The 18,714-nt window shown below is 60.1% G+C and carries 15 protein-coding genes; 7 read left to right on the forward strand and 8 right to left on the reverse strand.

Annotated features, from left to right (window positions below; genetic code table 11):
- Positions 1-85 precede the first annotated feature (85 nt).
- Positions 86-997 carry an aldose 1-epimerase gene (locus GYM54_RS02715; protein WP_197444984.1) on the forward strand — a complete coding sequence of 304 codons (912 nt, stop codon included), beginning with the start codon at positions 86-88 and terminating at the stop codon, positions 995-997.
- A 271-nt stretch (positions 998-1,268) separates the two neighbouring features.
- Here the strand turns inward: GYM54_RS02715 and GYM54_RS02720 are convergent, their stop codons facing one another.
- The 4 genes from GYM54_RS02720 to hemN form a co-directional block, all read right to left on the reverse strand.
- Positions 1,269-2,537 (reverse strand): OprD family porin, encoded by a 1,269-nt coding sequence (locus GYM54_RS02720; protein WP_197444985.1) that lies wholly within the window; start codon positions 2,535-2,537, stop codon positions 1,269-1,271.
- A gap of 293 nt (positions 2,538-2,830) precedes the next feature.
- Positions 2,831-5,089, reverse strand: coding sequence for an ATP-dependent DNA helicase (locus tag GYM54_RS02725; protein ID WP_197444986.1), 2,259 nt, complete (start codon positions 5,087-5,089; stop codon positions 2,831-2,833).
- The gene (locus GYM54_RS02730) at positions 5,086-6,726 is read right to left on the reverse strand and encodes a VRR-NUC domain-containing protein (RefSeq protein WP_197444987.1); all 1,641 of its coding nucleotides are present in this window, start codon (positions 6,724-6,726) and stop codon (positions 5,086-5,088) included. The genes GYM54_RS02725 and GYM54_RS02730 overlap by 4 nt, the downstream gene beginning before the upstream one ends.
- 179 nt (positions 6,727-6,905) lie before the next feature.
- Positions 6,906-8,294: an oxygen-independent coproporphyrinogen III oxidase gene (gene hemN, locus GYM54_RS02735; protein WP_181103562.1), complete on the reverse strand. Its 1,389-nt coding sequence runs from the start codon at positions 8,292-8,294 to the stop codon at positions 6,906-6,908.
- A 489-nt stretch (positions 8,295-8,783) separates the two neighbouring features.
- On the opposite strand from hemN, the gene galU reads away from it, so the two are divergent.
- Positions 8,784-9,623 (forward strand): UTP--glucose-1-phosphate uridylyltransferase GalU, encoded by an 840-nt coding sequence (gene galU / locus GYM54_RS02740; protein WP_131648769.1) that lies wholly within the window; start codon positions 8,784-8,786, stop codon positions 9,621-9,623.
- 43 nt (positions 9,624-9,666) lie between these two features.
- On the opposite strand, the gene GYM54_RS02745 is transcribed toward galU, so the two are convergent.
- Positions 9,667-10,089: a VOC family protein gene (locus GYM54_RS02745; protein ID WP_131648770.1), complete on the reverse strand. Its 423-nt coding sequence runs from the start codon at positions 10,087-10,089 to the stop codon at positions 9,667-9,669.
- A 72-nt stretch (positions 10,090-10,161) separates the two neighbouring features.
- On the opposite strand from GYM54_RS02745, the gene gorA reads away from it, so the two are divergent.
- Positions 10,162-11,520, forward strand: coding sequence for a glutathione-disulfide reductase (gorA, locus tag GYM54_RS02750; protein WP_131648771.1), 1,359 nt, complete (start codon positions 10,162-10,164; stop codon positions 11,518-11,520).
- Between the two features lie 135 nt (positions 11,521-11,655).
- Here the strand turns inward: gorA and GYM54_RS02755 are convergent, their stop codons facing one another.
- Entirely contained in the window at positions 11,656-12,147 is a 492-nt protein-coding gene (locus GYM54_RS02755; protein ID WP_181103560.1) for a copper chaperone PCu(A)C, read from the reverse strand.
- 160 nt (positions 12,148-12,307) lie between these two features.
- On the opposite strand from GYM54_RS02755, the gene GYM54_RS02760 reads away from it, so the two are divergent.
- From GYM54_RS02760 to GYM54_RS02770, 3 genes are read left to right on the forward strand one after another with little or no spacing between them, the layout of a single operon-like run.
- Positions 12,308-12,676, forward strand: coding sequence for a YidH family protein (locus tag GYM54_RS02760; protein ID WP_181103558.1), 369 nt, complete (start codon positions 12,308-12,310; stop codon positions 12,674-12,676).
- Positions 12,677-12,678: 2 nt separating this feature from the next.
- Positions 12,679-13,053: a DUF202 domain-containing protein gene (locus tag GYM54_RS02765; RefSeq protein WP_181103556.1), complete on the forward strand. Its 375-nt coding sequence runs from the start codon at positions 12,679-12,681 to the stop codon at positions 13,051-13,053.
- A gap of 23 nt (positions 13,054-13,076) precedes the next feature.
- On the forward strand, positions 13,077-14,123 hold the full coding sequence (locus GYM54_RS02770; RefSeq protein ID WP_181103554.1) for a low specificity L-threonine aldolase: 1,047 nt from the start codon (positions 13,077-13,079) through the stop codon (positions 14,121-14,123).
- A 100-nt stretch (positions 14,124-14,223) separates the two neighbouring features.
- Here the strand turns inward: GYM54_RS02770 and GYM54_RS02775 are convergent, their stop codons facing one another.
- Positions 14,224-15,576: a gluconate:H+ symporter gene (locus tag GYM54_RS02775; protein ID WP_181103552.1), complete on the reverse strand. Its 1,353-nt coding sequence runs from the start codon at positions 15,574-15,576 to the stop codon at positions 14,224-14,226.
- 75 nt (positions 15,577-15,651) lie between these two features.
- Positions 15,652-17,409, reverse strand: a complete 1,758-nt coding sequence (locus GYM54_RS02780) for an IlvD/Edd family dehydratase (protein ID WP_181103550.1) — start codon at positions 17,407-17,409, stop codon at positions 15,652-15,654.
- Between the two features lie 157 nt (positions 17,410-17,566).
- On the opposite strand from GYM54_RS02780, the gene GYM54_RS02785 reads away from it, so the two are divergent.
- On the forward strand, positions 17,567-18,271 hold the full coding sequence (locus GYM54_RS02785; protein WP_131648778.1) for a GntR family transcriptional regulator: 705 nt from the start codon (positions 17,567-17,569) through the stop codon (positions 18,269-18,271).
- Positions 18,272-18,714: the final 443 nt, after the last annotated feature.

Genomic DNA, 18,714 nt, shown 5'->3' on the forward strand with positions numbered 1-18,714 from the left:
AAGCCACAAGCGTGCTGGCGTGGAGCGCCGCTCCGCTTACATTGCAATTCTCGCGGGCCTGCACTCGCCAAGGAGAAACACCTCAATGCCCAGCTTCCAAGCGGATCTGACGGAGATCGAACTGCGACATGACGCACTGCGACTGTCGGTCTACCAGGCGTTGGGCGGGGCGATCACACGGCTGAGCGTCGATGACATCGACCTGTTGCGGCCATGGGACGGCTCCGACAGCGTGCGCCGCACCGGCTGCTTCGTGCTGGCACCGTTTTCCAACCGGGTCGGTGACGCTGCCTTCGAGCACGCAGGCCAACGCTATCCATTGCGCAGCCTGTCTGCCGAACATCCATTGCCGATTCATGGCGTTGCCTGGAAGCGGGCCTGGAGCGTGACCGAACAGGGCGCTGCCAACCTGAGCCTGCATTTCACCCATCGACCCGAGGGCGAAGCGGCGCTGGACTGGCCGTTCGCCTTCGACCTCGAACATGAGCTGCGCCTGGACGAGCAGGGCGTCGATCTGCGCCTGAGCCTGCGCAATATCGATACGCGCTCGATGCCCGCCGGCCTCGGCTGGCACCCGTATTTCGCCCGTCATGACGCGTGCATCCTGCAATTCTCCGCGCAGTCGGTTTGGCTGAGCGATGAGCGAAACTTGCCGGCTGAGTTAAAGGAAGTGCCGACCCAGTGGGATTATCGGCAACCACGGCGCCTGGAGTCCCCGAACCTGGACAATTGCTTCGTCGGTTGGAATGGGCCGGCGCGGATCGGTTGGCCGGGCAAAGGTATCGAGCTGACAATGACGAGTGAGGTGAGGCATCTGGTGGTGTTCACGCCGCCCGCGGAGATGGGTTTTTTCGCGGTGGAACCGGTGTCCCACGCCAACAACGCGCTCGGCATGAGCGATCCGATGGCGAACGGAATGCGCACCCTGGAGCCCGGCGAGGTCATGCGGGTCAGTTGCCGGCTCAGCATCGAGCGGGTGGTCCGCGCGGGATCGTAGAAGAGTCCCGACCAGCCATTCTTCAGCGCGGGCTGCGCATTGTGTCGGCCGCAACGTCTATCGACGGTTTCCCGCCTGCATATCATCCAGCGCCACGCCTCATGCGAAAAAGCATCACCGCTTCGTAGGATGGGTGCAACCCATCACTGTCTCCGCCTCGCACAGTCGCCCGCACATGCTCGTTCGCGGGACGAAAAAAGCCCGTCACAAGGACGGGCAAAGTTTCCGCAACAGGAGCGAGGAGTGTTGCGTCCAGCGTGGTGAATGATGCTTACAGGATCGAAATCGGATAGTTGAAGATCAGACGATTCTCGTCGAACTCGTTGTTGCTGAACGAGTTGTCCCGACGCATGCTGGAGTTACGCCACTTGATGTTCAGGTTCTTGAGCGCACCACTTTGTACGGTGTAAGCCAGTTCGGACTCGCGGCCCCATTCCTTGCCTTCGTCACCGCTTGCGGTAGTGATGTTGTCACCGCTGATGTAGCGGTTCATCAGGGTTAGCCCAGGAACGCCAACACCTGCGAAGTTGTAGTCATGACGCAGCTGCCAGGAACGCTCATCGGCGGCGTCGTAGGCGGAGTTGAAGCTGTCGTTGGCCAGCGAGGCGCCGCTGGTACCGTTGACGCGCATCCACTGATCACCGCTGACTTTCTGCAAACCGACGTAGAAGGTATGGGCACCGGTTTGCAGGCCGAACAGACCGGAATAGGTCTTGTTGTCCAGGTCGCCGGCCAGCGCGCTGCCTTCATCCTTGCCGGTGAAGTAGCCGAGATTCGCCGTGAAGGCGAGGTTGTCACTGATAGGCTGGGTGTGCAGCAGCTGAACGTAGCTCTGCTGGTAGATGTCTTCGAGGCGGGCATGCCACAGGCCGACCTTGGTCTGGTCGGTGAAGGCGTATTCGCCACCTGCGAAGTTGAAGCGATCCGAACTCGCGCCGCCGAAGAACATGTCTTCCATACTGGCGTCGTCACGGGTGCTGTTCTGGCGCATCTGGCCGCCGTACAGCGTCAGGTTGCTGATCTCCTTGGAAGTGATCATGCCGCCCTCGAAGGTTTGCGGCAGCGACCGTCCGTCATCCGCGCGCAGTACCGGCACGACTACCTGCCATTCACCGACACGGATTTCGGTTTCCGAGATTTTGGCTTTCGCAGCTACGGCGATGCGGCCGAAATCATCGGCGGGGTGACGATCATCGCCCGTGCCGTGCGTCGGCAGCAGGGCCGTTCCGTAAGTGCCGCCGCCGCCATCCAGCTTGACCGACAGCATGGCCAGCGCATCAACGCCAAAGCCGATCGGACCGGGCGTATAGCCGGACTGAACGTTGAGAATGAAGCTCTGCGTCCATTCTTCGGCCTTGTTCTGACCACCGTTATAGGCCGGATCGACGAAGTTGCGATTGATGTAGAAATTACGTGCGTTCAAGGTGACTTTGCTGCCTTCGACAAAGCCTTCCGCTGCGTGAGCAGCAGCGGGTATGCCAAGCGCCAGCGACAGCGTGCCCGCGAAAACGGCGGCGGACAATGGATTGCGTAGGGTCATTGTTGTTGTGCTCCCTTTTTTGATTTATCCGCCCCGCTTAGCCGTACGGCGATAGGCGAGACGGGGTGTAGCGCGACCGCACGCAGGCGGCGCATGTCTTGACGCATATCTGTTATCAGTCGTCATATGACGTTTCGAATTATGGCGACAGCCGAATGCTTGTCAATGCAATCTGCAAAGAAATGTAAGGCGTGAGACTTTTGTCTAAGCGAGGCTTTCTAAGCTGCAGGGGTAGGCACAGCGTTGTTCTTGCGGTCTGGACGCGCTGTGAAGGGATCTAAATCTAAAGGACATCAAGAAATAGCGTTCCACCAACCGGGCAGAAGTTGTCTGACGTTTGGACGTGCAAAGCGGTCATCCATTAGATGGACCACGCCTTGGTCGTCTGTGGTTCGGATGACTCGGCCCGCAGCTTGTACGACCTTCTGCAAGCCGGGGTAGAGGTAGGTGTAGTCGTAGCCGGCGCCAAACAGTTCATCCATTCGAGCCTTCATCTGCTCATTCACCGGATTGACCTGCGGCAGGCCTAGCGTCGCGATGAAGGCGCCAATCAACCTGTTCCCAGGCAGATCGATGCCCTCGGCGAAGGCGCCGCCCAGAACCGCAAAACCGATGCCGCAACTCTCCTCGGTGAAGCGCCCAAGAAAGGCGCTGCGAGCCGTTTCAGGCATGCCGCGCGTCTGTTCCCAGAACGGCAGATTCGGATGCTGCGCCGCCAGCAGCCTGGTCACCTGCTGCAGGTAATCGAAACTGCTGAAGAACGCCAGGTAGTTGCCGGGGCGCTGGTGATACTGCTGCGCGAGCAGATCGACGATGGCCTGCAGCGAGGCGGCGCGGTCCTGATAGCGGGTGGAGATATGGCGCGCCAGGCGCACTTCCAGCTGCTCGGCTCGAAAGGGCGATTCGACATCGATCCAGACATGATTCGGCGGCAGCCCCAAGGTGTCGGAATAGAACGGCCTCGGGTTGAGCGTGGCCGAAAACAGCACGCAGGAACGTGCCTCTCGAAAACGCGGGCCGAGAAAAGGCGCCGGTAATAGGTTGCGGATGCAGAGAATCGAGCTTCGGCCACCATGAACGCTGCGTTGTGGCAGCAGCGTGCAGTCGAAAAGCGAATGTGGCCCGAACGACTCGGCCAGGCGACAGAAGTGCATCGCGTCGAAATACGCACTCTGCAAGGCGGGATCGATGCCAGCCGGTTGTTCGCCGAGGTAATCGGTGATCGCACTGATAGCCTGTTGCAGCGCGCCGATGAGTTTTTGCGGCAGTTCCGGCTGCACCTCATAAGTATCGATTTGCGGACGGTGCACGTCGCCCCAGCTGCGTAGGATTCGCTCGATCGGCTTCTTCAGCGGTGCGGGAGCTGTTTTTCGTAAACCCTTGAAGTGCCTGATATCCAGCTCTGCGGTGTACATGCTCCGGCCGCGCTCCAACAGATTGTGAGCCTCGTCCACCAGCACGCTGATGTGCCACTGATTGACTAGCGTCAGGCTGTGGAGCAGGGCGCTCATGTCGAAGTAATAGTTGTAATCGCCTACCACCACATCGGCCCATCGGGCCAGTTCCTGGCTGAGGTAATAAGGACATATCTGATGGCGCAGCGCTGTCTCGCGCAATGCTTTCTGGTCGAGCATCGGATACGTCATCGCCTCGGCACGCGCCGCCGGGAGGCGGTCATAGAATCCACGAGCAAGCGGGCAGGACTCGCCGTGACAAGCCTTGTCCGGGTGCTCGCAGGACTTGTCGCGCGCAGTCAGTTCCAATATCCGCAAGGGAGCTGCGTCGGTCGTCAGGCTGTTCAGCGCATCCAGCGCCAATTGCCGTCCAGAAGTCTTGGCTGCAAGAAAGAACAGCTTGTCCAACTGCTGACCGGGGAACGCCTTGAGCTGCGGAAACAGCGTGGCGAGCGTCTTGCCGATGCCCGTCGGCGCCTGCGCCATGAGATGCGTGCCGGTGCAGGCCGCCTTGTACACTGCTTCGGCCAGTTGCCGCTGACCATGGCGAAACTCGACATAGGGAAACTTCAGTTCGGTCAGTGCCTGGTCCCGTTCACGCCGATGCGCCAGCTCCTGCTCGGCCCAGGCGATGAAATGCTGACACTGGGTTTCGAAAAACGCCTGCAGCTGCGTCGCGCTGTAGGTTTCGACCAGCAGCGTTTCCTTCTGGCTCACCACATCGAAGTACACCAGCGCTACATTCAGCGAGATCAACTCCCGTGACGCACACAACAGCCAGCCGTAGATCTTGGCCTGCGCCCAATGCAACTGGCGATGGTTGGCGGGCTGGCGCGAGAGGTCGCCGCGGTAGGTCTTGATTTCCTCGAGCTGATTCTTCGCCGGGTCGTAACCATCGGCGCGACCACGAACCAGCAAATCCACGTATGTCCCTTCCAACGCCACTTCGCGTTCGTAGCCCTCTGCTCGGCGAGCGGTCACCGTGGCATGCCCGGCGATCCCTTCCAGCGCGGTGGGAGAAGGTGTGAAACGAAGGTCCAGATCACCCGTCTTGGCGGTAAATTCACACAACGCGCGGACCGCGACTCGATAGCTCAACGGTCGCCCTCGGCCCATTGCACATAGCAGACGGCAATCGGCACGGCGTGATGCAACGCAAAATCGATCCAGCGTTTCTGGTTGTCCTGCAGGCGGTCGCCAGGACCTTTGACTTCGATTAGCCGATAGCGCCGCTCGCCGGGCCAGAACTGCACCAGATCCGGTAACCCGCTGCGGCGGCTGGGCACGTCCTGCAGGATGCGCTGGAAAAAGGCGCGCAGATGCTCGGCCGGGATGCAGTCGAGCGCCACGTCCAGCAGCCTGTCGTCGAACAGTCCCCAGCTGACGAACTGCGACTGCAGGCCGAACTTCTGCCGATACACCCGGCGTATGCACTCACCGTATTCGTCCGTACCGAGCTTGCTCAGGCATTCACTGAACAGCTCGGCGCGGCGGGCATGAAAATCGGGGCGAGCGAGGTCAGCCGGTCCGGCGTGGAAGGGATGAAAGAACGCCCCGGGCACGGGCGCGAAAATCGCTTCCCAGCAGAGCAGGCCCAGCAGCGAATTGATCAGCGCGTTTTCCACGTAATAGGTCGGCGCATCGTCACGGGTCAGGTGCTCACGTACCGCGTGTTCGACACTCATTCCGTTCGGTCTGGGCAAGATCAGGTCGATTCGTTCCGGCTGGGCAATGCTGACGCGGCGCGTGGCGGGCTCACCCAGGATGCGCCGCAGACGCGGCAGGATGCGTTGCAGCTGCTGGGCTTCGTGCTCGCTTTCAGGCGCAGCCTGGGCGGCCAGAGCCAGTTGCAGTGCGGCTTCCGGCTGATCGCAACGTTCCAGCACGCGGATCGTTCGCTCGCGTGCGCCGGGGTAGCGGTTCGCAGCGTGCAACTGTAACGCCAGGGACAGATCACCGTTGCGCTCGCATTGCCGAGCCAGGCTCAGCAGCAACTTACCGCGGCGGTTTTCCAGCCAGTCGTTGGCGTACGGCGTCGCCGGGATATCCAGCAGCACGGTTTCGACCGACTCACCTGCATCGAAACGTTCGCGGCAGCGGTGCAGATGCAAGTAGGCATCTACCTCGGCGCGCGCGTGGAAGGCACGGGAAGCGGGGGAGAAGGCGACCTGCTCGTAACGGAAGATGCCCAGATCGGCAAGCACGAACTCGGACCAGTCCTGATGAATATTGCCGAAGAACATCAGCCGCAGCCGGTCGCACAGGTCGCCGATGGCCAGGCCGAACGCCGCATCACCGAGCATTTCGCACCAGCTGGCGAAGGGTTTTGCCTGCTCATGTTCAGCCAGCAAGGCCTGGAGCAGATCGCTCTTGCGCTGACCGTTGACGGCGCCGCCGAACACGCGCAGCAATTCATCTTTCTTCAGCAGGCCGAACAGCTGGACGAGATCCAGCACCGGGTTAGCCTCGATCCAGCCGTGCTCGATCAGCACAGCCGAAGCCTGCAACGGACAACCGATCTCCTCGTAGCGCAATTTGCTGGCGCGAAACAGCGTGCCTTTACGCATCACCATGCGCACCAGCAGGGCTTGCGAGGCTTGAGGAATCTGTGGAAAGCGATCAAGGAACGCGCGTTCGTCGTCGTCCAGCAAATCACCGTGGCGCTCGCCGACCCAGGCGAGTACCTGGCAGAAATTGTCGAGGTAATAGAAGGGGTTTTCTAGGGCCTGGCGCATCGAACGTCCGGTTCGGTAGGCGCGGGCAACATCGCCCGTCGAGCTGGGTATTTATACAGTTGTCGTTGGGTTTGGCAACGCCGGGACGATCAGTGGTTCGATCATGGCGTGCATGGATAGCGCGGGGGTATCGCGGAGGTGGGCCTCCTGTGTTTGATGCAGGAGGCGCGAGCCAAGCGTCAGACGGTACGCGAGAACCGTCCGCGCTGTTCACCGCCCAGGTAGGCGTCGAAGGCCATGGCCACATTGCGCATCATCAGGTGGCCCTGAGGCAACAGCACCACGGCATCGTCACGGATTTCGACCAGGCCGTCGGCGACGTGCTCATCGAGTTTGGCCAGTGAGTCGGTGAAATAATCGCGGAAGACGATGCCGTAGCGCTTCTCCATCTCGGCGAAGTCGATGCGGCCGTGGCACATCAACGAGATGATCACGTCGCGGCGCAGGCGGTCGTCTTCGCTCAGTTTGTAGCCGCGGTGCACCGGCAGCATCCCTTCGTTCAAACGCGCGTAGTACTGCGACAGTTCTTTCACGTTCTGGCTGTAGCTGTCGCCGACCTTGCCGATGGAGGAAATGCCGAGGCCGATCAGATCGCAATCGGCATGGGTCGAGTAGCCCTGGAAGTTGCGCTGCAGCGTGCCGTTGGCACGGGCGAGGGTCAGCTCGTCTTCTGGCAGGGAGAAGTGATCCATACCGATGTAGACGTACCCGGCATCGGTCAGACGCTTAATGGTCAGTTCCAGCAACTCCAGCTTGCGTTCCGACGGCGGCATATCTTCAGGGCGAATCAGCTTCTGCGCTCGAACCAGGTCAGGCAAATGCGCGTAGCTGTAAGCGGCGATCCGGTCGGGGCGGATGTCGATGATCTTGTTCAGCGTGGTGTTGAAGCTGTCCACCGTCTGCAATGGCAGACCGTAGATCAGGTCGACGCTGATCGATTTGAAGTTCGCGTCTCGGGCAGCCTGGACCAACTCGCGGGTCTGCTCTTCGGTCTGGATACGGTTGACGGCGATCTGCACCTGCTCGTCGAAGTCCTGCACGCCGAAGCTCAGACGGTTGAAGCCCTGCGCGCGCAGTTGATGAATCTGCGCTGGGGTGACGGTGCGCGGATCGACTTCCAGCGAAAACTCGTGATCGTCGCTGTCGTCCATATTGAAAGCATCGTGCAGCGCGGCCATCAGGTCCGCCAGCTGTTCGCTGGTGAGGTAGGTCGGCGTGCCACCGCCCAGATGCAACTGGGTCAACTTGCGCGAGCGATCGAACAGCTCGGCCTGCATCTTTATTTCACGCTTGAGGTAGTCCAGGTACTCGACGGCCCGATCGGTCTTGTGAGTGATGATCTTGTTGCAGGCGCAGTAGTAGCAAAGGCTCTTGCAGAACGGAATATGGATATACACCGACAGCGGCTTGGGCGTCACGGCCTCGTTGGTTTCCGTCGCGGCGCTGCGGTAGTCGTCCATGGCGAAAGCCTGATGGAACTGCGGCGCGGTGGGGTAGGAGGTATAGCGAGGCCCCGGACGGTCATACTTCTCGACCAGGGCGCGGTTAAAGCTCGGCGTTTGGTCCATGTCTGCTCTCACCTTGCGGTTGATAGGGGAGTGGTCGGACGGGTCGCTGTCGACGGCCCGCGACTTCATGGCGACGATTATCCCGATTCTAGTTCACGAGTCGGCTGTCCCAGATCAAGAAGGCGGCACAAGCGGGGCTGAAGTCCGGCTTCAACATTGTGATGTTGCGGTCGATTTTTCTCTGCCAGCGTCGCATCGATGTCATCACGCTGTGCAACAACTCGGACGCGAGGGTCCGCTCATGCCGATCTCGCACGCCCACTTGGCAAGCGGCTCAGCACCGATCAAGCTATGTCGGTGCGTAGGTCAATAACCGCCGGTCGCTTGATTGCCAACGTGGCCTCGAATTGGCTCAGAAAATGTGCGAACCCCTCGCCGTTTCGGTGGTCGTAGCCTCTAGTCAGCCGCTGGCGGCAGGACGTGCAGGGTATGGCTGTTGACCGATCCAGGCGCAGTGCATCAACCGGAACAATCTTCTCAAGGACTCACATGATCAAGAAATGCCTTTTTCCTGCGGCCGGATATGGCACGCGCTTCCTTCCTGCGACCAAGGCCATGCCCAAGGAGATGTTGCCGGTAGTGAACAAACCCCTGATTCAGTACGGGGTAGAAGAGGCACTGGCAGCCGGGCTCAGCCAGATCGCGATCGTTACCGGCCGTGGCAAACGTTCCCTGGAAGACCACTTCGACATCAGCTACGAGCTGGAGCACCAGATCCGCAACACCGACAAGGAAAAATACCTGGTCGGCATTCGTAAACTGATCGACGAATGCAGCTTTTCATACACCCGTCAGGTGGAAATGAAGGGGCTTGGCCACGCCATTCTCAGCGGCCGTCCGCTCATCGGCGACGAGCCCTTCGCAGTGGTCCTCGCGGACGACCTGTGCATCAACCTCGATGGCGATCCGGTGTTGGCGCAGATGGTCAAGCTGTACAACCAGTTCCGCTGCTCGATCGTTGCCATCCAGGAAGTGCCGCCGGAAGAAACCAGCAAATATGGCGTCATCGCCGGCGAGATGATCCGCGACGACATCTTCCGTGTTAGCCACATGGTCGAGAAACCCAAGCCGGAAGACGCGCCGTCCAACCTGGCGATCATCGGCCGTTACATCCTGACCCCGGACATCTTCAACCTGATCGAGCAGACCGAGCCGGGCAAGGGCGGCGAAATCCAGATCACCGACGCCCTGATGCGTCAGGCTCAGGATGGCTGCGTGCTGGCATACAAGTTCAAGGGTCAGCGTTTTGATTGCGGTAGTGCCGAGGGTTATATCGCGGCGACCAACTTCTGCTACGAGAACTTCTACCTCACCGGCAAGGCGTTCTGACCTACGCCATGCAACAAGGCCACCTTCGGGTGGCCTTTGTGTTTCACGGCGCCGGCATATCCTCGGCGCCCGGACCCAATGGCTGGCCATAGCTGAATTCGACATAGTTGCCAGCCGGATCACGAACACCGCAGTAATAACCGACCGGATAGGGCTCGTCACGCGGCTCCCAGATCAGGCATCCGGCCTGTCTGGCGCGCTCCGCAATCGTATCGACGTCTGCGCGACTCGCCAGCGCGAAGCCGAAATGGCTGTAATCATCTTCAGCCAGCTTACGGTTCTGGCCTCCCGGCATGATCACGAAGATGAATTCGCGCTCTTTTCCAGGCTCAGCCATCCAAACGATGCGCGACCCTTTTCCGGCGCGTTCGTGGAACACGTGCATACCGCAGAACTGCGCATAGAACGCGATGCAGGCATCCAGATCGGGAACATGCAGTGCGAGATGGGTCAGGGTAGGGCGCATGCGGCAGACCTCCGGTGAATCAGGCCAACAGCCTGGGTTATGCTGTCCGTTCTACAAGGGAGACAACAGTTCATGGCTTACGACTTCGATCTTTTCGTCATCGGCGCAGGGTCCGGCGGCGTCCGCGCGGCACGTTTCGCTGCCAGCTACGGTGCCCGCGTCGCGGTCGCCGAGAGCCGTTATCTGGGCGGCACCTGCGTAAACGTCGGCTGCGTACCGAAGAAACTGCTGGTCTACGGAGCCCACTATGCCGAAGACATCGGCCAGGCCCAAGGCTATGGCTGGACGATCGATGGTGCGACCTTCGACTGGAAAACCCTGATCGCCAACAAGGACCGTGAAATCCAGCGACTCAATGGCATCTACAAGAACCTGCTGACCGACAGTGGCGTCACCTTGCTGCAAGCGCACGCACGCCTGATTGACGCCCATACGGTTGAAGTCGAAGGCCGGCACTACCGCGCCGAACATATCCTCGTCGCGACTGGCGGCTGGCCCTTCGTGCCGGAGATTCCAGGCCGCGAGCACGCCATCACCTCCAACGAAGCCTTCTACCTCGACGAACTGCCGCGCCGCGTGCTGGTGGTTGGGGGCGGCTACATTGCCGTCGAGTTCGCCTCGATCTTCCATGGCTGTGGCGCCGATACCAAGTTGCTGTACCGGGGCGAGCTGTTCCTGCGTGGTTTCGATGGCTCGCTGCGTGATCACCTGAAGGACGAGATGATCAAGAAGGACATCGACCTACAGTTCAACGCCGACATCGCGCGCATTGACAAACAGACTGATGGCAGCCTGCTCGCCACGCTGAAAGATGGGCGTACCCTTGAAGCGGACTGCATCCTGTACGCCACGGGGCGGCGGCCGATGCTCGAAGGACTGGGATTGGAGAACGTCGACGTCGCGCTCGATGATCGGGGTTTCATCGCGGTTGACGAGCAGTTCAGGACCTCAGCGCCCTCAATCCTGGCGATCGGTGACGTGATCGGGCGAATCCAACTGACGCCCGTCGCGCTTGCCGAAGGCATGGCGGTGGCGCGTCAACTGTTCAAGCCCGATGAATACCGGCCGGTCGACTACAACACCATCGCCACGGCGGTATTCAGCCTGCCGAACATGGCGACCGTTGGGCTGACCGAAGAAGAAGCCCGCGAGCAAGGCCACAAGGTGACGTTGTTCGAGAGTCGCTTCCGGCCGATGAAACTGACCATGACCGGCAGCCTCGAGCGCAGCTTGATGAAGCTGGTGGTCGATGCCGACACCGACAAGGTACTGGGCTGCCACATGGCCGGGCCGGACGCGGGCGAAATCATGCAAGGCATGGCTGTGGCACTGAAGGCGGGCGCGACCAAGCGCATCTTCGACGATACCGTCGGCATCCACCCGACGGCAGCCGAAGAGTTCGTCACCATGCGAACGCCAACGGGTTTCTGATCGGGATGCTGCGTCGTCCGCATGGTTGGATTGCGCAGCAAATCAACTGCAGCCGTTTTCTAACGGCTAAAGAGGAGGGTGGCTCTATCGACGGACGCGGCAGGACCGAAACCGCCGCGCTGACTCGCCAAGGCTTTAGTGATGCATATGCCCGTTGTCGTTCGACTCCGGGGCCTGGTGCTGAATGCTAACCTCGACGGCCACCTCTCCAGCGTTTTCGAATATCAGCGTGAGAGGAAACTCCTCGCCGGCTACCAGCGGTTCGCTCAGCTTGAACAACATGACGTGATTGCCGCCCGGCTTGAACTCAACTTCGCCACCGGCAGGTAGGTCTACCGCGTCGATTCGTTCCATACGCATGACCTCGCCTTCATGGAAATGAGTATGCAGTTCGGCTTTCTCCGCGCGGGGGGTCTGCACGCCGATAAGCCGATCCGGCTTATCGGCCGGATTACGCAACGTGAAATACACGGCGCCGGTTGGCGCGCTTGGCGGCATGGCGCGGGACCATGCTTGCGTAACGGCAGGCGCGCCGGCCATTGCATGATGGGCGTGAGCAGGGTCGTTTGCCATGGCCGTCAGGGTGGCGGTGCCGAGAACGAAAGCGGTGACCAGACGAAGCAGCATGAGTCTCTCCAGGGCGGTTTTCGATGGCGCACAGTAGCATGAGAACTCGCGCCTTCGCTGTGCCGACGCATCGGTGAAATCGCCACAAATGAACCTGCAGGGCGGTAACGTTTCTGTTTGAATGAGTCTGGTCCAACCCCCATCGGAGACGCATCACTTGATGGAACGAAGTCGCTGGAGTCACCGGTTACTATCCGGCGGAAGGGAGCCCGATCCCCGGTTCACCCTGGCCAACGAGCGAACCTTTCTTGCCTGGATCCGCACCTCGCTGGCGCTACTGGCTGGCGGCGTAGCAGTCGAAGCCTTTGCCGGCAGCATATTTGCGCTGGAGCTACGCAAGCTCCTGTCGATTTCACTGCTGTTGCTGGCCATGTTCATCAGCTCGACGGCTTGTATCCGCTGGCTGAACATCGAGCGTGCCATGCGCCACAACAGGCCGCTGCCGTTTCCGCTGCTGATCCCGATCCTGTCGATCGGCGGCACGCTCGTCACGTTGACCCTGATCAGTTTCATCGCGCTTCGTGGTTGACCATGCACATATCCGTTCGTCGAAGCCTGAAACCCAAACCGCCACGTCCGCCGCTACACGAAGATCCCGGCCTGCAGCCGGAACGCACATCGCTGGCATGGGGGCGGACCTTGCTCACCATGATCGCCGTCAGCGCGCTGTTCCTGCGCTGGATGCCCTATCACGGAGCCTTCGTCGGCATGCTGTTAGCGGTTTCGCTGATCACGGGGCTGTACATCTGGGCCACGCAGCAACGCCGCTATACACGTAGCGCCAGCGCACTGAAGAGTGGACGCATTCATGCCGATGCGTCCTCGATCCTGTGGCTGGGCGCTTCGGTTTTCATGCTTGGGGTTCTGGGGCTTTACACCGTTATCTTCTTGCCGATCACTCGCTGAGGCAGCAACCAAAAGAGGCTTAAATGACCACCGCTAATCAGCAATTCGCCAGCGACAATTATTCAGGCATCTGCCCTGAGGCCTGGGATGCCATGGCCAGAGCTAATCAGGGGCACGACCGGGCCTACGGTGATGACCAGTGGACTGCGCGCGCCGCTGACCATTTCCGCCAGTTGTTCGAAACCGATTGCGAAGTGTTCTTCGCATTCAATGGCACGGCGGCCAACTCCCTGGCGCTGTCTTCCTTGTGCCAGAGCTATCACAGCGTCATCTGCGGAGATATCGCGCATATCGAAACCGATGAATGCGGCGCGCCGGAATTCTTCTCCAACGGCTCCAAATTGCTGGTGGCGCGGACCGAGGAGGGCAAGCTGACCCCGGCGGCGATTCGCGAAGTCGCGCTCAAGCGCAAGGACATCCATTACCCCAAGCCGCGTGTCGTCAGCATTACGCAAGCCACTGAAATCGGTACCGTCTACCGGCCCGACGAACTCCGTGCGATCAGCGATACCTGTAAGGAGCTTGGGCTGCATCTTCACATGGATGGCGCGCGGTTTTCCAATGCCTGTGCATTCCTCGACCTGACGCCCGCCGAGCTGAGCTGGAAATCGGGCGTGGACGTGCTTTGTTTCGGAGGTACCAAAAACGGCATGGCCGTGGGCGAAGCGATCCTGTTTTTCAACCGGGAGCTGGCCGAAGACTTCGAATACCGTTGCAAGCAAGCTGGTCAGCTGGCATCCAAGATGCGCTTTCTGTCCGCACCATGGGTTGGATTACTGGAGAGCAACGCCTGGATCAAATATGGCGAGCACGCCAATCACTGCGCCCAATTGCTCGCAAAACTGATCAGCGACGTGCCGGGCGTAGAGCTGATGTTTCCCGTCGAAGCAAATGGCGTCTTCGTGAGCATTCCGCCGTTGGCGCTAGAAGCGTTGAGGAACCGCGGCTGGATGTTCTACACATTCATCGGTGTCGGCGGCGCACGCTTCATGTGCTCTTGGGACACCAGCGAAGAGCGGGTACGCCAGCTGGCCGACGATATCCGTAGTGTCGTGCTGCAGCACCGATAGTCAGGGGAGGGGCTTGTGCGTCGAGCCTCCGGAGCCGCGAAAAAAGAAAGCCCCGCATGCGACGGGGCTCCCTGTGGTCCGTTGGCAGGCCCGATGGGGGTCAGGTTATGAACAGGCTGATCACCAGGCAGATAGCGAGACCGGTCAGGCCGACGATCGTTTTCATCACCGTCCAGGATTTCAGCGTGTCGGAGACGCTCATGCCGAAGTACCGGTTGGCCATCCAGAAGCCTGAATCATTGACGTGCGAGAAGGCGGCGCCACCACAGGCAATGGCGATAGTGCACAGCGCCAGCATTTGCGGACTTGCGCCAAGCAACTGAGCCACCGGTGCCGTCAGGCTTGCGCCAGTGATCATCGCTACGGTACCCGACCCTTGGGAAATCCGCATGATCGCCGCCGTTGCAAAGCCGAACAGCACGAGCGGCATGTTCATGTCCTGCATCGCATCGGCGAGGATCTTGCCGACGCCTGATTCGACCAGCACCTTGCCGAACACACCACCCGCTCCGGTGATCAGGATGATGATCCCGGCTGGCTCCAGCGCCTTGGTAGCGATCTTCTGCAACTGGTCCGCCGTAAAGCCGCGATTATGTCCGAATATCCAAAAGGTCAGCAGCGTCGTCAGCAGCAGGGCGATGATCGGGTTGCCGATAAACATCAAGATGTCACGTAGCGGATTTCCTTCGGACAGCAGCATCTCGGCCGAGGTGTTTCCGAGGATCAGCACCAGCGGCAACAGAAGGGTGAGGACCACGCCTTTGAATGCCGGCAATTTGCTCGGGTCATCGAACTTGCTCTCCCCGGTCACCATGTATTCAGGCACCGGAACGAAGATACGGCTCGAAATGAACTTGCCGAACATGGGACCCGCGACGGCCATCGCTGGCAATCCGGCGATCACGCCCCAGATGATGACCCAACCGAGGTCGGCGCCCAGAATGCTGGCGGTCGCGATCGGGCCGGGGGTTGGCGGCAGAAAAGTGTGGGTCACGCTCAGCCCTGCGCACAGCGGGATGCCGTAATAGAGCAGGGACTTGCCGGTACGGCGTGCGATGCCGTAGATCAGGGGCACCAGGATGACGATGGCCACATCGATGAACACGGCGATGGAGACGAGGAATCCGACCAGTCCCAACGCCCAGGGAACGCTGCGGTCCCCGCATTTGTCGATCAGGGTCAGCGCTAAGCGCTCCGAGCCGCCCGAGACGCGCAGCATCTCGCCGAACATCGATCCGAGTCCGATAATCAACGCGACGAAGCCCAGCGTGCCGCCCATCGACTTGACGATGAAAGCGAGGAGGTCTTGCGGCGCCATGCCAATGGCGAGGCCCGCGCCGAGACTGACCAGAATCAGCGCAAGGAAGGGTTGGAATTTAAGTTTGACGATCAGAAAGAGCAGGGCGACGATCGACGTCGCTGTGACCGTCAGTATCAGGGCATTACTTTCCATTCGGACTCCGATTGTTATTGTGAGGAGCGTAAAAGCGCGCCGGTCATCCGGCGCATGCGCAAGCGCTGAGCGAAATCAGTCGCTGGAACCACTGGGGACCCGACCTTGCATGGTCGGTGGACGCAGGAAGTCGAAATCGCAGCCTTTGTCGGCCTGGGTGATCTGTTCGAAGAAGAGCTTGCGGTAGCCGCGCTCGGCGTTCTGGGGTTTGGGCAGCACAAGGGCTGCGCGCCGGCGCTCGAGTTCATCCTCGGCTACCAGCAAGTCGATGCTGCGCTTGGAGACGCTCAAGCGAATCCGATCGCCACTCTGCACCAGAGCCAGCGGTCCGCCCAATGCAGCCTCCGGCGTCACATGCAGCACGATGGTCCCGGCAGCGGTGCCACTCATGCGACCGTCGGATATCCGCACCATGTCCTTGACGCCAGCGCGCGCGAGTTTTTTCGGAATGGGCAGGTAGCCAGCTTCAGGCATGCCGGGCGCGCCAATTGGGCCGATATTCTTGAGCACCAGCACATCGTCGGCGTTTACGTCGAGGTCGGGATCATCCAGGCGCCGGGCTAGATCCTCCGAGTTTTCGAACACGACTGCACGGCCTTCGTGCTCCATCAGCGTCGCGTCGGCGGCGGACTGCTTGATGATGGCGCCTTCGGGCGCAAGGCTGCCGCGCAAAAACGCGATGCCACCGACCGGATAGATCGGGTCCTTCACGCTGCGCACCACGTCCTGCTTGAAGACCGGCACTTGATCGAGCTCTTCGCCTAACGTGCGACCGGTAACGGTGAGCGCGTCGAGATGGAGCAACGGACGCAGTTCGCGCAGCACCGTCTGCAGCCCGCCTGCGCGATGAAGGTCTTCCATGTAATGCTGGCCGGACGGTTTGAGGTCGACCAGTACCGGAGTGTCCCTGCTCATACGATCGAAGGCCTCCAGGTCGATGTCATAGCCCATGCGTCCGGCAATGGCGGTCAGGTGCACGATGCCATTGGTGGAGCCACCGATGGCCAGCAGCACGCGCAGGGCGTTCTCGAAAGCCTTGGGCGTGAGGATCTTGTCGGGCGTGAGTTGGCTGCGGGCCATTTCGACGGCCTGCTTGCCGGTGAGTTCGGCAATGCGCATGCGATCGGAGGTAACGGCCGGTGGCGTCGCTCCGCCGGGCAACACGATACCCAGCGCCTCGCTGATACAGGCCATGGTGCTGGCGGTCCCCATTACCGAGCAAGTTCCAACGCTGGCAACCAGCTTCGAATTGACCTCGACGATTTCAGCCTCGTCGATCTCCTCGCCACGGTACTGTCCCCAGTAACGTCGACAATCGGTACAGGCACCGACGCGTACCCCACGATGGCCGCCCGTCAGCATGGAGCCGGTGATCAGTTGCACGGTGGGGATGTTTGCCGAGGCGGCGCCCATCAGCTGTGCGGGTACGGTTTTGTCGCATCCACCAATGAGCACCACGGCGTCCATGGGCTGTGCACGGATCATTTCTTCCGTGTCCATCGACATCAGGTTGCGCAAGTACATGCTGGTCGGCGTGGAAAAGCTTTCACCGATGGAAATGGTGGGGAAGTCGATTGCGAGTCCGCCGGCCAGCATCACGCCGCGCTTAACCGCCTCGATCAGTTGCGGTGCATTGCCATGACAGGGGTTGTAACCGCTACCGGTATTTATGATGCCGACGATGGTGCGGTCCAGCGCATCGTCCGTATAGCCGGCGCCCTTGATGAACGCCTTACGCAAAAAGAGCGAGAAGCCGGTATCTCCATAATTCGTAAGCCCCTTGCGCAGGCCCGTCGGTACGACCACGGCGTCGTCTGTTTTCTTGTCCACCATCGGATTTCACCTTTGTCGATATTATTATCAATAATCTGATGGACGCATTTAGCCATGATATGAATATCGTGGCAACCCATGCGGCGCGTCCCGTTGAGGCAGTACCAGAATCCCTCTATAGTCCTGCTGATAAGTTCGATAGCACCTGGAAATGCCCTTGGATGAATCGCAGATAACGCCGGTTTCAGATGCGGCTAACAGTCCGCAGTCAGTAATCGAGACGTTGGAAGAAGAAATTGTGCTCGGTACGCTGCACCCGCGCGAGCGCCTGGTCGAAGACGATCTGATGGCGCGCTTCGGACTCAAGCGCCATGCGGTACGGAACGCTCTTGCGGAGCTTGAGCAAATGGGGCTTGTCGAACGCAAACGCAATATTGGCGCGTTGGTAAAGGCCTATACGATCGAAGAGGTCGAGCATCTCTACGAGGTCCGCGAGCTGCTCGAAACCTATTGTGTCCGCCTCATTCAGCTTCCGGTCCCTGAAGAGCGCCTGCAGACTCTGCTGTCGATCCAACACGCCCATGATGATGCGGTGGAACGTAGCGATCTGCGCCAGCTCTTTCGCCTGAACGTGCGCTTTCACCGAGAGCTGTTCAGCCTGGCGAAGAACCCGGTACTCGTCGAGGCCATCAGCAACCATGCCCAGCGAGCCCATTCGATGCGCTCGTCAACCATCGCCATGCCGTCCCAGCTCGAACGTTCACGCCAAGACCATTGGGAATTGATAAATGCACTGCGAGGTGGCGACGTAGAGGCTTTGGTTTCGCTGTGCCGCGGGCACCTGTCTCCATCTAAGGAAGCGTATATCCAAGCGCAAAAGTTACGTGCTGGCCCAGTCGACAAGCTGTCTGCCGCCAGATAATCGGCTCAAGCGGAGCACTCGTGGGCAAGGCTGCCCAGACGGTGTGCAGGAACACGCGTGGAAGTATCAGCCGCTTCGAGTGTTCGGCAAGATTTGATTGGGAACGCGGGGCACACTGGCTATCGAACAGGGCCGACGGGGCCCGATTGGGACGGCGAATTACGATGTGGTAGTGCCGTTGCCGGCCACGGCGTCGCCTTGCAATGCAGCACCAAATTGGGTGCAAAGAGAAGAGATACATACGGCTGTGGCGTCTACTTAAAAAATGTTGGCAAATTTGTCCAGACGAATCAATGACTTAAGTCGATTAAGATTTAAAAAGTAGATTGCAGTGGCGATAAAATCGGTCGTGGTCTACTTTTTTATCATGCGCTCTCATGCATAACTTGAGGCTGCACACTGTTGGAAATTTACGCGCTTTTCACATCTGCGTTGGGCTACGC

It is taken from the genome of Pseudomonas sp. MTM4, assembly GCF_019355055.1.
Taxonomy (GTDB): domain Bacteria; phylum Pseudomonadota; class Gammaproteobacteria; order Pseudomonadales; family Pseudomonadaceae; genus Stutzerimonas.